Genomic DNA, 13,663 nt, shown 5'->3' on the forward strand with positions numbered 1-13,663 from the left:
GGAGATCCGACATGCAAAAGATTCGTCGTGACGACGAGATCATCGTGATCGCCGGCAAAGACAAAGGCAAGCGCGGTAAGGTGCTCAAGGTTCTCGCTGACGACCGTCTGGTCGTTGGTGGGGTCAACCTGGTGAAGCGTCATACCAAGCCTAACCCGATGTCGGGCGTACAGGGCGGTATCGTCGAGAAAGAAGCGCCTCTGCACGCTTCCAACGTCGCCATTTTCAACGGCGAAACCAACAAGGCTGACCGCGTTGGTTTCAAAGTAGAAGAAGGCAAAAAAATTCGTGTCTTCAAGTCGACCCAAAAAGCGGTTGATGCTTGAACACTGCTAGGTAGAAGACCATGGCACGACTGAAAGAGATTTACCGGAAGGAAATCGCTCCCAAGCTTAAGGAAGAACTTAAGCTGGCGAACGTGATGGAAGTTCCGCGCGTTACCAAGATCACCCTGAACATGGGTCTGGGCGAAGCGATCGGCGACAAGAAAGTCATCGAGCACGCTGTAGCCGACATCGAGAAGATCACCGGCCAGAAAGCCGTTGTGACCTTCGCTCGTAAATCCATCGCGGGCTTCAAAGTCCGTGAAGGCTGGCCGATCGGTGTCAAGGTGACCTTGCGTCGCGAAAAGATGTACGAATTCCTGGACCGCCTGCTGGCGATCTCCCTGCCTCGGGTACGCGACTTCCGCGGCCTGAATGCCAAGTCCTTCGATGGTCGTGGCAACTACAGCATGGGCGTGAAAGAGCAGATCATTTTCCCGGAAATCGATTACGACAAGATCGATGCTCTGCGCGGTCTGGACATTACCCTGACCACCACTGCTCGTTCGGATGAAGAAGGTCGCGCCTTGCTGCGTGCTTTCAACTTCCCGTTCCGCAACTGATTGGAGTAGGAAAATGGCCAAGAAGAGCATGAAGAACCGTGAGCTGAAGCGTCAGCTGACGGTAGCTAAATACGCCAAGAAGCGTGCTGAGCTGAAAGCTATCATCGTCGATCTGAACGCAAGTGAAGAAGAACGCTGGAATGCTTCCGTAGCTCTGCAGAAGCAGCCACGTGACGCAAGCGCCTCGCGCATGCGTAACCGCTGCCGCCTGACTGGTCGTCCACATGGCGTATACCGCAAGTTCGGCCTCGGCCGTAACATGCTGCGCCAGGCCGCCATGCGCGGTGACGTACCAGGTCTGGTAAAAGCCAGCTGGTAAGTCGGACCGGCCTGGTGCCGGCGGAAAATTGAGCAATCAACCGACCGCCGGTGTCATGGCGATTGAATCAAGCCCCTTATGGGGCTTGATTCATTTCTGGCGTACGTCTAGAATTGCCGGCTCGCCTGAGCCCGGGTTTTTGGACCGGATCACACGCTCGGCGACGTTGTAGCCGCAAGGCTAATTATTTTTGTATCAGGAGCGTCTAGCCCATGAGTATGCAGGACCCGTTAGCGGACATGCTAACTCGAATCCGTAATGCCCAGATGGCTGAAAAGTCCGTCGTAAGCATGCCATCTTCCACGTTGAAGGTAGCTGTGGCCAAAGTTCTGAAGGACGAAGGTTACATCGCGGGTTTTCAGGTAAGCAGCGAAGCAAAACCGTCGCTTTCCATCGAGCTGAAATACTTCGAAGGCCGTCCGGTCATCGAGGAAGTCAAGCGCGTAAGTCGTCCAGGCCTGCGTCAGTACAAATCCGTTGAAGATCTGCCAAAAGTTCGTGGCGGTCTCGGCGTATCCATCGTCTCCACCAACAAAGGTGTGATGACGGATCGTGCTGCGCGCGCTGCCGGTGTCGGCGGCGAAGTACTTTGCACAGTGTTCTAAGGGGGGATAAGCATGTCTCGCGTCGCTAAGAACCCCGTTAAGCTGCCAGCTGGTGTCGAAGTCAAATTCGCCGGCCAACAGCTTTCGGTGAAGGGTGCCAAGGGCACTCTGGAACTGAACGTTCACTCGTCGGTTGAAATCGTTGAAGAGGCTGGCGAACTGCGTTTCGCTGCCAAGAATGGCGATCAGCAGACCCGTGCAATGGCCGGTACCACTCGCGCTTTGGTCAACAACATGGTCCAGGGCGTAAGCCAAGGCTTCGAGCGCAAGCTCCAGCTGGTCGGTGTTGGCTACAAGGCACAAGCAAAAGGCACAGTGCTGAACCTGTCGCTGGGCTTCTCTCATCCGGTGGATTACGAGTTGCCGCAAGGCATCACCGCTGAGACTCCTAGCCAGACCGATATCCTGATCAAGGGCATCGACAAGCAGCTGGTGGGTCAAGTGGCCGCTGAAATCCGCGATTTCCGTCCGCCAGAGCCTTACAAAGGCAAAGGTGTACGTTACGCAGACGAAGTCGTCCGCCGTAAAGAAGCCAAGAAGAAGTAGGGCATAGCAAATGACCGACAAAAAAGTTACTCGACTGCGTCGCGCTCGCAAAGCACGCCTGAAAATGCACGAACTCGAAGTCGTGCGTCTCTGCGTGTTCCGCTCTTCGCAGCACATCTATGCCCAGGTCATCTCGGCCGACGGCAGCAAGGTCCTGGCAAGTGCCTCGACTTTGGACAAAGAATTGCGTGATGGTGCCACTGGCAACATTGACGCGGCCACTAAGGTTGGCCAGCTGGTCGCTTCGCGTGCTAAGGCCGCTGGCGTCTCGCAGGTGGCTTTCGACCGCTCTGGCTTCAAGTACCACGGTCGCGTCAAAGCGCTGGCCGATGGCGCTCGTGAAGCTGGGCTGGAGTTCTAAGTTATGTCAAATAACGACCAAAAGCGCGACGAAGGCTACATCGAGAAGCTGGTTCAAGTTAACCGCGTTGCCAAGACCGTCAAAGGCGGCCGTATCTTCACCTTCACCGCGTTGACCGTGGTAGGTGATGGCAAGGGCCGTGTTGGCTTCGGCCGTGGCAAGTCTCGTGAAGTGCCTGCTGCCATCCAGAAAGCTATGGAAGCAGCTCGTCGCAACATGATTCAAGTGGACCTGAACGGGACCACCTTGCAGTACGCCATGAAGTCTGCCCACGGCGCTTCGAAGGTGTACATGCAGCCTGCTTCGGAAGGTACCGGTATCATCGCTGGCGGCGCAATGCGTGCCGTTCTCGAAGTCGCTGGTGTCCAGAACGTTCTGGCCAAGTGCTACGGCTCCACCAACCCCGTCAACGTGGTTCACGCTACGTTCAAGGGTCTGAAAGCCATGCAGTCCCCGTCGTCCATCGCCGCCAAGCGCGGTCTGAACGTTGAGGAGATCATCTGATCATGGCTACCGTAAAAGTTACGCTGATCAAAAGCATGACCGGCCGTATCCCTAACCACAAACTGTGCGTTAAGGGTCTGGGTCTGCGTCGCATCGGTCACACTGTAGAAGTCCAGGATACTCCCGAGAATCGCGGGATGATCAACAAGGCCTACTACATGCTTCGCGTAGAGGGTTAATCGATGAAACTCAATGATCTGAGTCCAGCTCCCGGTTCGCGTCGCGAAAAGCACCGTCCGGGTCGTGGTATCGGTAGTGGTTTGGGCAAGACCGGTGGCCGCGGCCACAAAGGTCAGACCTCCCGCTCCGGTGGCACCATCGCTCCAGGCTTTGAAGGCGGTCAACAGCCGCTGCATCGTCGCCTGCCGAAGTTCGGTTTCGTTTCCCTGAAAGCCATGGACCGCGCAGAAGTGCGTCTGTCCGAGCTGGCCAAAGTGGAAGGCGACATCGTCTCCGTGCAGTCCCTGAAGGATGCCAACGTGATCAACCAGAACGTTCAGCGTGTGAAAATCATGCTGTCGGGCGAAGTGACTCGCGCTGTAACCATCCAGGGTATCGCCGCCACCAAAGGTGCGCGTGCGGCTATCGAAGCAGCTGGCGGCAAGTTCGAGGAATAAATGGCTAAGCAAGGTGCTCTCTCAGCGCTAGGCAAGGGCGGTATGTCTGAACTCTGGGCTCGTCTGCGTTTTCTGTTCCTGGCGATCATCGTCTACAGAATTGGCGCACACATCCCGGTTCCAGGTATCAACCCGGACCGACTCGCAGACCTGTTTCGACAGAATGAGGGGACCATTCTTAGCTTGTTCAACATGTTTTCCGGTGGCGCGCTGGAACGGATGAGCATCTTTGCACTGGGGATCATGCCGTACATTTCGGCATCGATCATCATGCAGCTGATGACCGCCGTGAGCCCGCAGCTGGAGCAGTTGAAGAAGGAAGGTGAAGCTGGCCGTCGCAAGATCAGCCAGTACACCCGCTATGGCACCGTCATCCTGGCCTTGGTGCAGGCGATCGGCATGTCGATCGGCCTGGCCAACCAGGGTGTGGCGTTCACTGCAAGCTTCAGCTTCTACTTCGTGGCGGTCTCCACGTTCGTGGCGGGCGCCATGTTCATGATGTGGCTGGGTGAGCAGATTACTGAGCGTGGTGTGGGTAACGGTATCTCGATGTTGATCTTCGCGGGTATCGTTGCTGGTCTTCCGAGAGCGATAGGGCAGTCTTTCGAGTCTGCACGTCAGGGCGACATCAACATCTTCGCGCTGGTTGCAATCGGTCTGCTGGCGGTGGCGATTATCGGTTTCGTGGTGTTCATCGAGCGTGGTCAGCGGCGAATCGCCGTTCACTATGCCAAGCGTCAGCAGGGCCGCAAGGTCTTCGCTGCGCAGACGAGCCACTTGCCGCTGAAAGTGAACATGGCCGGTGTGATTCCTGCCATTTTCGCGAGCAGCATCTTGCTGTTCCCGGCTTCGCTGGGCTCCTGGTTCGGTCAGTCCGAAGGTATGGGCTGGTTGCAGGACGTCTCGCAGTCGATCGCTCCTGGTCAGCCGTTGAACATTCTGCTGTTTAGTGCAGGGATCATTTTCTTCTGCTTCTTCTATACGGCGTTGATGTTCAATCCGAAAGACGTAGCGGAAAACCTGAAGAAGTCCGGTGCCTTTATTCCGGGTATTCGTCCGGGCGAACAGTCGGCGCGCTACATTGATGGCGTTTTGACTCGTTTGACCATGTTCGGTGCCCTGTACATGATGTGCGTCTGCTTGCTTCCACAGTTTCTGGTGGTGGCTGCAAACGTTCCGTTCTACCTTGGCGGGACCTCGTTGCTGATTGTGGTAGTGGTTGTGATGGACTTTATGTCCCAAGTACAATCGCACCTCGTTTCGCACCAGTACGAATCCCTGATGAAGAAAGCCAACCTGAAAGGCTACGGTGGCAGCGGTCTGCTGCGCTGACAGTCCCTTAAGGTTCGAGGAGTTGGCAATGAAAGTTCGTGCATCGGTGAAAAAGCTGTGCCGTAACTGCAAAATCATTCGTCGCGAAGGCGTCGTTCGAGTCATTTGCAGCGCAGAGCCGCGTCACAAACAGCGCCAAGGCTGACTGTGATGTGCTACAAGCCCGGCAGCTAGTGCGCTGCCGGGTTGATTATTTGTTATTACAGCGATATTATCTCGCGCCCTATTTCTTGGCTTCCGGGGCGTAGGTAGCTGTCAATTGGAGTCCCACTGAATGGCCCGTATTGCAGGCGTCAACATTCCAGATAACAAGCACACTGTTATCTCGCTGACCTACATCTATGGTGTTGGTCGCACTACTGCACAGAAAATCTGTGCAGACACTGGGGTCAACCCAGCCGCAAAGATCAAGGATCTGAGCGACGAGCAGATTGAACAGCTGCGTGGCGAAGTGGCGAAGTTCACCACCGAAGGTGATCTGCGCCGCGAAATCAACATGAAAATCAAGCGCTTGATGGATCTGGGCTGCTACCGCGGTCTTCGTCATCGTCGTGGTCTGCCAGTACGCGGTCAGCGTACCAAGACCAACGCGCGTACCCGTAAAGGTCCGCGTAAGCCGATCCGCAAGTAATCGCACCAGCGAATCGACAGGAATCTAGTCATGGCAAAACCTGCTGCTCGTCCTCGTAAGAAAGTCAAAAAGACAGTGGTTGATGGCATCGCCCACATCCACGCGTCTTTCAACAACACCATCGTGACCATTACCGATCGTCAAGGTAACGCCCTGTCCTGGGCTACTTCCGGCGGTTCGGGTTTCCGCGGTTCTCGCAAGTCCACCCCGTTCGCTGCCCAGGTGGCTGCTGAGCGTGCTGGTCAAGCTGCGCTGGAATATGGCCTGAAGAACCTCGACGTCAACGTCAAGGGTCCAGGTCCAGGTCGTGAGTCCGCTGTCCGTGCATTGAACGGCTGTGGCTATAAGATCGCCAGCATCACCGACGTGACGCCAATCCCGCATAACGGGTGCCGTCCGCCGAAGAAGCGCCGCGTGTAATTCAGGAGACGATAGATAATGGCTCGTTACATTGGTCCAAAATGCAAACTGGCTCGTCGTGAAGGCACTGACCTGTTCCTGAAAAGCGGCGTTCGCGCCCTGGAATCGAAGTGCAATATCGAAGCAGCCCCAGGTATCCACGGTCAGCGCCGTGGCCGCCAGTCCGACTACGGCACCCAGCTGCGTGAAAAGCAGAAAGTCCGTCGTATCTATGGCGTTCTCGAGCGTCAGTTCAGCGGTTACTACAAGGAAGCTGCCGGCAAGAAAGGCGCAACCGGTGAGAACCTGCTGCAACTGCTCGAATGCCGTCTGGACAACGTTGTATACCGTATGGGCTTCGGCTCGACTCGTGCCGAATCCCGTCAGTTGGTATCGCACAAGTCCGTCAGCGTCAACGGCAAGACCGTTAACGTTCCGTCCTACCAGGTTCGTGCTGGTGACGTGGTCGCGATTCGCGAGAAAGCAAAAAACCAGCTTCGCATTGTCCAAGCTCTCGATCTGTGTGCCCAACGTGGCCGCGTAGAATGGGTAGAAGTAGACACTGAGAAGAAGTCGGGCGTTTTCAAGAACGTTCCTGCTCGCAGTGATCTGTCCGCCGACATCAACGAAAGCCTGATTGTCGAGCTCTACTCCAAGTAAGGGCTAGAAAATAGGTGCATCCATGCAGATTTCGGTAAATGAGTTCCTGACGCCCCGCCACATTGATGTGCAGGTCGTCAGTCCAACCCGCGCCAAAATCACTCTCGAGCCTCTCGAGCGTGGTTTCGGCCATACCCTGGGCAACGCGCTGCGACGCATCCTGTTGTCCTCAATGCCCGGCTGCGCAGTAGTCGAGGCCGAGATTGACGGTGTACTCCACGAGTACAGCGCCATCGAAGGTGTACAGGAAGACGTCATTGAAATCCTGTTGAACCTGAAAGGCCTGGCTATCAAGCTGCACGGTCGTGACGAAGTTACGCTGACCTTGTCGAAAAAGGGTTCGGGGGTGGTTACCGCTGCCGATATTCAGCTGGATCATGATGTCGAGATCGTTAATCCCGATCACGTAATCGCTAACCTGGCGTCTAACGGCGCCCTGAACATGAAGCTCGTCGTAGCTCGTGGTCGTGGTTATGAACCGGCCGACTCGCGTCAAAGCGATGAAGACGAAAGCCGCAGCATTGGTCGCTTGCAGCTCGATTCTTCGTTCAGCCCGGTACGTCGTATCGCATACGTGGTGGAAAACGCCCGTGTCGAGCAGCGCACCAACCTGGACAAGCTGGTTATTGATCTGGAAACCAACGGTACCCTGGATCCTGAAGAGGCTATCCGTCGCGCTGCAACCATCCTGCAACAGCAGCTGGCTGCGTTCGTCGATCTCAAAGGTGACAGCGAGCCTGTGGTAATCGAGCAAGAAGACGAGATCGATCCGATCCTGCTTCGCCCGGTTGACGATCTGGAACTGACTGTACGTTCGGCTAACTGCCTTAAGGCGGAAAACATTTACTACATCGGCGACCTGATTCAGCGTACCGAAGTAGAACTGTTGAAGACTCCGAACCTGGGCAAGAAATCCTTGACTGAAATCAAGGACGTTCTGGCCTCCCGCGGTCTGTCCCTCGGCATGCGCCTCGACAACTGGCCGCCTGCAAGTCTTAAGAAGGACGACAAGGCGACTGCCTGATCGTCGTAATCACCGAACGTAGTGTTTGGTAAGGAATGAACCATGCGTCATCGTAAAAGTGGACGTCACCTGAGCCGTACCAGCTCGCACCGCAAGGCCATGTTTCAGAACATGGCGGTGTCGCTGTTCGAGCACGAGCTGATCAAGACTACCCTGCCAAAAGCCAAGGAACTGCGCCGCGTTGCCGAGCCGCTGATCACTCTGGCCAAGGTGGACAGCGTTGCAAACCGCCGTCTCGCTTTCGACCGTACTCGCTCGAAAGAAATGGTTGGTAAGCTGTTCAACGATCTGGGCAAGCGCTATGCAACCCGTCAGGGCGGCTACCTGCGTATCCTCAAGTGCGGCTTCCGCGCTGGCGATAACGCACCTATGGCGTACGTCGAGCTGGTTGATCGTCCTGTCGGTGGCTCGGTTGAAGCTGCCGAATAAGACGAAAAGTCTGTTCTGAAAAACCGGGCCCTGGCCCGGTTTTTTTATGCCTGCTCGTTAGCCAAAATCTATCGGCTAAAGATAATTTCTCGATTAGTGCTATGGATAGGATTCTCGGATACTTGCTTCAAGCCGCTCAAGTCGGCACCTACACAGCAAGCCAGACCAAGGAACATCGTCCATGAGCCAGAGCAAGATCCTCACCACTGCCAGCGGCGCACCTGTCGCCGACAACCAGAATTCCCGCTCGGCGGGACCTCGTGGTCCCTTGTTGCTGGACGATTTCCATCTGATTGAAAAACTCGCGCACTTCAACCGCGAGAACATTCCAGAACGTCGCGTGCATGCCAAAGGTTCGGGCGCATACGGTACCTTTACCGTCACTCGGGACATCACTGAATACTCCAGCGCCAAGCTGTTCAGCGCGGTAGGCAAGCAGACCGAAACCTTCTTGCGGTTCTCCACCGTGGGTGGCGAGCGTGGTTCGGCAGATACCGAGCGCGACCCGCGTGGTTTCGCGCTCAAGTTCTACACCGAGGAAGGCAACTGGGACATCGTAGGCAATAACACGCCTGTGTTCTTCATTCGCGATCCGATGAAGTTTCCAGACTTTATCCACACACAGAAGCGCTTGCCTCAGAGCAACCTGAAAAGTGCGCAGATGATGTGGGACTTCTGGTCGCATTCGCCTGAGTCATTGCATCAGGTCACCATCCTGTTCTCGGATCGGGGTATTCCTGATGGCTATCGTCACATGCACGGCTTTGGTAGCCATACTTACAGCCTGATCAACGCCAAGGGCGAGCGGCACTGGGTCAAGTGGCACTACAAGACGGCTCAGGGGATCAAGAACCTGGCACCTGCCGACGCGGCTCGTATTGCCGGCACCGATCCGGATTACGCTCAGCGCGATCTGTTCGATGCGATCGAGCGTGGGGATTACCCCAAGTGGCGCGTATGCATGCAGATCATGAGCGAGGACCAGGCGAACCGTCATCACGAGAATCCCTTCGACGTGACCAAGACCTGGTCGCAGAAGGAGTTCCCGTTGATCGAAGTGGGCATGCTGGAACTGAACCGTAATCCGCTGAACTACTTTGCCGAAGTCGAGCAAGCGACCTTTGGCCCGAGCAACATGGTGCCCGGTGTAGGGCTGTCACCTGACCGCATGCTGCAGGGTCGTGTGTTCGCTTACGCCGATGCTCACCGCTATCGCGTCGGAACCAATCACCAGCAACTGCCGGTGAACGCGCCGCGCAGCCCGGTTCATTCGTACCAGCGAGACGGCTCCATGGCGTTTGGCAGCAATGGCGGGGCAGCACCCAACTACGAGCCGAACAGCTATGCAGATGCGCCCAAGCAAGCGCCTCAGTACCGCGAACCTGCCTTGGCCTTGCATGGCGATGCGGATCGCTTCGATCATCGCGTGGACGCGGACTACTACAGCCAGGCTGGTGCTCTGTTCCGTTTGATGAGTGCCGAGCAGCAGGCGCTGCTGATCGACAACATCACCGGTGCGATGATGGGTGTGAGCGCGGACGTGGTGGAGCGCCAGCTGCAGCACTTCTACCATGCCGATGAAGCCTACGGTAATGGCATCGCCAAAGCCTTGGGCATCCAGCTCGGCTGAACCTAAGTGATAAAAAGAACCGCCCTCATTTGGGCGGTTTTTCGCTTTATTTCGTCACTTTTTCTCTGCTTTTTAGCGTATTTCTGCACCGCAGGCCGTGACGTATCCGCAACCTTGGTTCAAACTATGCCTTTCTGCTAGGAGATCTACGGCGATGCAAGGCCACCCGGACGTAATCGATTACCTCAATACTTTGCTCACTGGCGAGCTGGCTGCCCGTGACCAGTATTTCATCCACTCGCGGATGTACGAGGACTGGGGCTTCGCCAAGCTCTTCGAGCGCATCAATCACGAAATGGAAGAAGAGGCGGGTCATGCCGACGCCTTGATGCGCCGCATCCTGATGCTCGAAGGCACGCCGCGCATGCGCCCGGACGATCTCGAGGTCGGGACCGATGTGCCGAGCATGATCGCCGCCGATCTGCGTTTGGAATACAAGGTGCGCGCTGCGCTGTGCAAGGGGATCGAGTTGTGCGAACAGCACAATGACTACGTGACCCGCGACATTCTGCGCGTGCAGTTGGCGGATACCGAGGAAGACCATACGTATTGGTTGGAAAAGCAGCAGGGGCTGATCAAGTCGATTGGGCTGGAGAATTATCTGCAGTCGCAGTTCTGATCGATGGCAGGCTGTGGTTTGATTCGGCCGGTGGAATGTAGAGATCGCTGACGCGGCTTGCGCCGCTTCTACAGGGTCGCGCTGCTGATACAGGGATTGTGTTGAGAAAAGCCCCGCTTGCGCGGGGCTTTTTGTTTTCAGGCTTTGTCGCGTTCCAGCAGGGGCTTGAGGTAGTGGCCGGTATAGGACTGCTTCATCTCGGCGACCTGCTCCGGGGTGCCGACGGCGATGATCTGGCCACCTTTGGATCCGCCTTCCGGACCCAGGTCGACCAGCCAGTCGGCCGTCTTGATGACGTCCAGATTGTGCTCGATCACCACCACGGTGTTGCCGTGATCGCGCAGACGATGCAGCACGTCGAGCAATTGCTGGATGTCGGCAAAATGCAGGCCTGTTGTGGGTTCGTCGAGGATGTAGAGGGTTTTGCCCGTGTCGCGCTTGGACAGTTCGCGCGACAGCTTGACCCGCTGCGCTTCGCCACCAGACAGCGTAGTCGCCGACTGGCCCAGCTTGATGTAGGAAAGGCCCACGTCCATCAGCGTCTGCAATTTGCGGGCAAGCGCCGGTACCGCGTCGAAGAATTCACGAGCTTCCTCGATGGTCATCTCGAGTGTTTCGTGGATGTTCTTGCCCTTGTACTTGATCTCCAGGGTTTCGCGGTTGTAGCGCTTGCTCTTGCAGACGTCGCACGGCACGTAGATGTCAGGCAGGAAGTGCATTTCGACCTTGATCAAGCCGTCGCCCTGACAGGCTTCACAGCGTCCGCCCTTGACGTTGAAGGAGAATCGGCCCGGGCCATAGCCGCGTGAACGCGACTCAGGAACCCCGGCGAACAGTTCACGGATCGGCGTGAACAGCCCGGTGTAGGTGGCCGGGTTGGAGCGTGGCGTACGTCCGATCGGGCTTTGATCGATGTCCACGACCTTGTCCAGGTGCTGCAGGCCATTGATGCTGTCGTGTGCAGACGCTTCCAGCGTGGTTGCGCCGTTCAGGGCAGTTGCACTGAGGGGGAACAGAGTGTTGTTGATCAGCGTCGACTTGCCCGAGCCTGACACGCCGGTCACGCAGGTGAGCAGGCCGATCGGGATCTCCAGATCGACGTTGCGCAGGTTGTTGCCGCGGGCGCCCTTCAGGGTCAGGGCAAGCTTCTTGTTGCGTGGTGTGCGCTTGGCAGGTACGGCGATCTTCACGCGGCCGGACAGGTACTTGCCCGTCAGTGAGTCAGGATGGTCCATGACCTCCTGTGCGGTACCCTGGGCGACGATGTGGCCACCGTGGACGCCGGCGCCGGGGCCGATGTCGACCACGTAGTCGGCGAGGCGAATGGCATCTTCGTCATGCTCGACGACAATGACGGTATTACCGATGTCGCGCAGGTGCTTGAGGGTACCCAGCAGGCGGTCGTTGTCGCGTTGGTGCAGACCAATGGATGGCTCGTCGAGGATGTACATGACGCCCACCAGGCCCGCGCCGATCTGGCTGGCCAGGCGGATGCGCTGGGCCTCGCCGCCGGACAGGGTGTCGGCGCTGCGGTCCAGGGTCAGGTAGTCCAGGCCTACGTTGACGAGGAACTGCAGGCGCTCGCGGATTTCCTTGAGGATCTTGTCGGCGATTTCACCCTTGCGACCGGTCAGACTGAGGCTGCCGAAATAATCCGTGGCATCGCCGATCGGCAGACCCGTGACGGCAGGCAGGGTTTTTTCGCCCACCCATACGTGACGTGCCTCGCGGCGCAGGCGAGTGCCGCGGCAGTCTGGGCATGGCTGGGTGCTGAGGAATTTGGCGAGTTCCTCACGCACGCTGGCCGATTCGGTTTCGCGGTAGCGGCGCTCGAGGTTGGGCACGATGCCCTCGAAGGGGTGCGAGCGCTTGACGATATCGCCCCGGTCATTCAGGTAGCGGAAGTCGACATTATGGGTGCCGCTGCCGGTGAGGATGACTTTCTGCTGGTCGGCAGGCAGTTCATTGAACGGCACGTCCAGGCTGAACTGGTAGTGGCTGGCGAGCGAGCCGAGCATCTGGAAGTAATAGACGTTGCGCCTGTCCCAGCCGCGGATCGCGCCCTCGGCCAGGGTCAGCTCGCCGTTTACCAGGCGCTTGTTGTCGAAGAACTGCTTCACACCCAGGCCATCGCAGGTCGGGCAGGCACCGGCCGGGTTGTTGAAGGAGAACAGCTTGGGCTCCAGCTCGCTGATCGCATGTCCGCAGATCGGGCAGGCGAAACGTGCGGAGAAGATGATCTCTTCGAACGCGTCGTCATCCATCGAGGCGATCAGAGCGATGCCATCGGCCAGCTTCAGGGCCGTCTCGAAGGATTCGGCCAGGCGTTGCTGCAAGTCGGAACGGACCTTGAAGCGGTCCACGACGACTTCGATGGTGTGCTTCTTCTGCTTGTCGAGCTTGGGCAGTTCGTCCATCTCGTAGAGCTTGCCGTTGATGCGCGCGCGGACGAAGCCCTGGGCGCGCAGCTCTTCGAAAATGGCCAGGTGTTCGCCTTTGCGCTCACGGATGACCGGGGCCAGCAGCATCAGCCGCGCGCCTTCGGGCTGGGCCAGGACCAGGTCGACCATCTGGCTGACGGTCTGGGCTTCCAGCGGGATGTCGTGATCCGGGCAGCGCGGCGTCCCTACGCGGGCGTAGAGCAGGCGTAGGTAGTCGTAGATCTCGGTGATGGTGCCGACGGTGGAGCGGGGGTTGTGCGACGTCGACTTCTGTTCGATGGAAATGGCCGGCGACAGACCTTCGATGGTGTCGACGTCGGGCTTTTCCATCATCGACAGGAACTGCCGGGCATAGGCCGACAGCGATTCGACGTAGCGGCGTTGGCCTTCGGCGTAGAGGGTGTCGAAAGCCAGGGAGGATTTGCCTGAACCCGACAGCCCAGTAATGACGATCAATTTGTCACGGGGCAGGGTCAGGTCGATGTTTTTCAAATTGTGGGTTCGAGCCCCACGTACCAGAATCTTGTCCAAGGCGGCCTCGCGCGGCGGGCGTAAACAGGTGAGTATACGGGGCTTGTCAATGGCACCGCACGGTGCGTGCGCGCAAAGATGAAGAAGGCGCGTCATAGCGTCGCCATCTGTGCCGTTAATGGGTGGGAC

General features: G+C 57.5%; 19 protein-coding genes. 18 read left to right on the forward strand and 1 reads right to left on the reverse strand.

Features of this window, described 5'->3' with window-relative positions; genetic code table 11:
* Nucleotides 1–11: 11 nt before the first annotated feature.
* From rplX to bfr, 18 genes are all read left to right on the forward strand, one after another.
* Complete coding sequence (rplX, locus tag QMX89_RS13595; RefSeq protein ID WP_049860773.1) at nt 12–326, forward strand: 50S ribosomal protein L24; 315 nt, start codon at nt 12–14, stop codon at nt 324–326.
* Nucleotides 327–346: 20 nt separating this feature from the next.
* Nucleotides 347–886 carry a 50S ribosomal protein L5 gene (gene rplE / locus QMX89_RS13600; protein ID WP_049860774.1) on the forward strand — a complete coding sequence of 180 codons (540 nt, stop codon included), beginning with the start codon at nt 347–349 and terminating at the stop codon, nt 884–886.
* Nucleotides 887–899: 13 nt separating this feature from the next.
* Nucleotides 900–1,205 carry a 30S ribosomal protein S14 gene (gene rpsN / locus QMX89_RS13605; RefSeq protein WP_049860775.1) on the forward strand — a complete coding sequence of 102 codons (306 nt, stop codon included), beginning with the start codon at nt 900–902 and terminating at the stop codon, nt 1,203–1,205.
* 212 nt (nt 1,206–1,417) lie between these two features.
* Entirely contained in the window at nt 1,418–1,810 is a 393-nt protein-coding gene (rpsH, locus tag QMX89_RS13610) for a 30S ribosomal protein S8 (RefSeq protein WP_043192534.1), read from the forward strand.
* A 12-nt stretch (nt 1,811–1,822) separates the two neighbouring features.
* The gene (gene rplF / locus QMX89_RS13615) at nt 1,823–2,356 is read left to right on the forward strand and encodes a 50S ribosomal protein L6 (RefSeq protein ID WP_043192535.1); all 534 of its coding nucleotides are present in this window, start codon (nt 1,823–1,825) and stop codon (nt 2,354–2,356) included.
* Between the two features lie 10 nt (nt 2,357–2,366).
* Nucleotides 2,367–2,717 carry a 50S ribosomal protein L18 gene (rplR, locus tag QMX89_RS13620; RefSeq protein ID WP_043192536.1) on the forward strand — a complete coding sequence of 117 codons (351 nt, stop codon included), beginning with the start codon at nt 2,367–2,369 and terminating at the stop codon, nt 2,715–2,717.
* Nucleotides 2,718–2,720: 3 nt separating this feature from the next.
* Nucleotides 2,721–3,221: a 30S ribosomal protein S5 gene (gene rpsE / locus QMX89_RS13625; protein WP_043192537.1), complete on the forward strand. Its 501-nt coding sequence runs from the start codon at nt 2,721–2,723 to the stop codon at nt 3,219–3,221.
* A gap of 2 nt (nt 3,222–3,223) precedes the next feature.
* Nucleotides 3,224–3,400, forward strand: a complete 177-nt coding sequence (gene rpmD / locus QMX89_RS13630) for a 50S ribosomal protein L30 (RefSeq protein WP_003176408.1) — start codon at nt 3,224–3,226, stop codon at nt 3,398–3,400.
* A gap of 3 nt (nt 3,401–3,403) precedes the next feature.
* Nucleotides 3,404–3,838 (forward strand): 50S ribosomal protein L15, encoded by a 435-nt coding sequence (gene rplO, locus QMX89_RS13635; RefSeq protein WP_049860776.1) that lies wholly within the window; start codon nt 3,404–3,406, stop codon nt 3,836–3,838.
* A complete protein-coding gene (gene secY / locus QMX89_RS13640) occupies nt 3,839–5,170 on the forward strand; it encodes a preprotein translocase subunit SecY (RefSeq protein WP_043192540.1) in 1,332 nt (443 codons plus the stop codon).
* Between the two features lie 28 nt (nt 5,171–5,198).
* Entirely contained in the window at nt 5,199–5,315 is a 117-nt protein-coding gene (gene rpmJ / locus QMX89_RS13645; protein WP_002555468.1) for a 50S ribosomal protein L36, read from the forward strand.
* Between the two features lie 129 nt (nt 5,316–5,444).
* The gene (gene rpsM / locus QMX89_RS13650) at nt 5,445–5,801 is read left to right on the forward strand and encodes a 30S ribosomal protein S13 (protein WP_008374135.1); all 357 of its coding nucleotides are present in this window, start codon (nt 5,445–5,447) and stop codon (nt 5,799–5,801) included.
* 30 nt (nt 5,802–5,831) lie between these two features.
* Entirely contained in the window at nt 5,832–6,221 is a 390-nt protein-coding gene (gene rpsK / locus QMX89_RS13655) for a 30S ribosomal protein S11 (protein ID WP_002555466.1), read from the forward strand.
* Between the two features lie 18 nt (nt 6,222–6,239).
* Nucleotides 6,240–6,860 (forward strand): 30S ribosomal protein S4, encoded by a 621-nt coding sequence (gene rpsD, locus QMX89_RS13660; RefSeq protein ID WP_043192542.1) that lies wholly within the window; start codon nt 6,240–6,242, stop codon nt 6,858–6,860.
* Between the two features lie 22 nt (nt 6,861–6,882).
* Nucleotides 6,883–7,884, forward strand: coding sequence for a DNA-directed RNA polymerase subunit alpha (gene rpoA, locus QMX89_RS13665; protein ID WP_007924176.1), 1,002 nt, complete (start codon nt 6,883–6,885; stop codon nt 7,882–7,884).
* 42 nt (nt 7,885–7,926) lie between these two features.
* Complete coding sequence (rplQ, locus tag QMX89_RS13670; protein ID WP_043192543.1) at nt 7,927–8,313, forward strand: 50S ribosomal protein L17; 387 nt, start codon at nt 7,927–7,929, stop codon at nt 8,311–8,313.
* Nucleotides 8,314–8,494: 181 nt separating this feature from the next.
* On the forward strand, nt 8,495–9,943 hold the full coding sequence (locus QMX89_RS13675; RefSeq protein ID WP_282348604.1) for a catalase: 1,449 nt from the start codon (nt 8,495–8,497) through the stop codon (nt 9,941–9,943).
* 154 nt (nt 9,944–10,097) lie between these two features.
* On the forward strand, nt 10,098–10,562 hold the full coding sequence (bfr, locus tag QMX89_RS13680) for a bacterioferritin (protein ID WP_049860778.1): 465 nt from the start codon (nt 10,098–10,100) through the stop codon (nt 10,560–10,562).
* 137 nt (nt 10,563–10,699) lie between these two features.
* Here the strand turns inward: bfr and uvrA are convergent, their stop codons facing one another.
* Entirely contained in the window at nt 10,700–13,534 is a 2,835-nt protein-coding gene (gene uvrA, locus QMX89_RS13685; protein WP_282348606.1) for an excinuclease ABC subunit UvrA, read from the reverse strand.
* Between the last annotated feature and the right edge of the window lie 129 nt (nt 13,535–13,663).

This window comes from Pseudomonas sp. PS01301 (assembly GCF_029960215.1).
GTDB lineage: Bacteria > Pseudomonadota > Gammaproteobacteria > Pseudomonadales > Pseudomonadaceae > Aquipseudomonas > Aquipseudomonas coleopterorum.